This window comes from Chryseobacterium sp. VD8, from assembly GCF_037149975.1.
GTDB lineage: Bacteria > Bacteroidota > Bacteroidia > Flavobacteriales > Weeksellaceae > Chryseobacterium > Chryseobacterium indicum.
The window spans coordinates 1-1,298 of record NZ_JBBCQL010000422.1 but is presented as its reverse complement, the minus strand read 5'-3'; the positions used below and the strand labels follow the sequence as shown (position 1 = coordinate 1,298).

Annotated in this window: 1 protein-coding gene; it reads right to left on the bottom strand. The window is 38.8% G+C overall.

Features of this window, described 5'->3' with window-relative positions; translation table 11 throughout:
- Positions 1–1,298: M1 family aminopeptidase (locus WFK35_RS22785; protein WP_336734923.1), on the bottom strand; the 1,298-nt coding region annotated here is incomplete at both ends.

Here is a 1,298-nt window from a genome sequence, read left to right as displayed (position 1 = left end):
CTGTCCTTTTGCCTGATTCAGCATTTTGGTGATGCTTTCTGTCGCTTTCAAATTATCAGAACTCATGATCCAGTTGTAGCCTTCTTCCGCACTTTTTCCCAATTCAGGATTCTGGAATTTAAGGAATGGATAAAATGCAGCCATCTGCGCAATGTTTGGCATTTGTGAAGTCACTTTATTTTTAACGATAATTGGTAACAGCTTACTCAATAAATTTTCCGGAGCGCCTTCCAGATCAATTTTATCTGCTAAAGCACTTGCTTTTGCGGGATCTATTTCAACAATAGCGCTCACCGAGCTTCCTTTTACAGCGTTTGAAACGGCGTTTACTCCTTTTTCGAAAACCGGAAGATATTTTTTATCTTTTGTTTTTGCCAGAGCTGAAATCGCTGCAGCCTGTACTAAAGTTTTAGGATCATTGGAAGCTAATTTTTCTACTTCTGCTCCCATGGCTTTAAATTGCTCAGGATTTGATAAATCCATTAACTGCAAAGCTTTTATTCTTGTTCTGAAGAACGGATCTTTAAGAGCTGCTGCCAATAATTTTGTAGCTGCCGGATTTTTCCCCACCTGATCTTTAATTCCGCTCAGCGCAAGATATCTGCTTTTAAATTCTTTTGATCCCGCATACTGCATTGCATATTGCTCCGGCGTTTTGGTATCGGTAATGTCTGCCACTAAAATTCCGTCGGCATTAATGTTTACCAGATCGGCATTTTTAGAAACATCAAAATTAAAGGTGTTTTTGGCTTCTGCATTTACCCAAACATTGTATCTTTTCGGCTTTCCGTTATCGTAAACATCGATTGCCAGAGGAAACTGGAAAGGCTGATCCTGCGTCTGCTCTATGGTTATGGCAACCTGTTTTTTAACCGGCTCAAAAGTATAAGAATATTTAATTTTCGGATGTCCGCTTCCGAAATACCATTGGTTGAAGAACCAGTTCAGATCTCTTCCCGAAACTTTTTCGAAAGATAATCTTAATTGATGCGCTTCTCCGTTTTGATATTCATAGGTTTTAAGATAGTCGTTCATTCCTGCGAAGAAAGCATCGTCTCCTAAATAGTTTCTCAGCATATGAAGAATTCCTCCACCTTTCTGATAGGTTACCAAATCGAAAACATCTTCACGGGAATCGTAATCGAATCTTACCAAATCTTTTTTAAAGTCCGCCGGATTATGGATGTAGTTATTTACATCTTTCATCTGATGATAATCTGCCTGATCTTTTCCGTATTTGTATTCGTTCCAAAGGTATTCGGAATAATTGGCGAAAGATTCGTTTACCGTAAGATTGC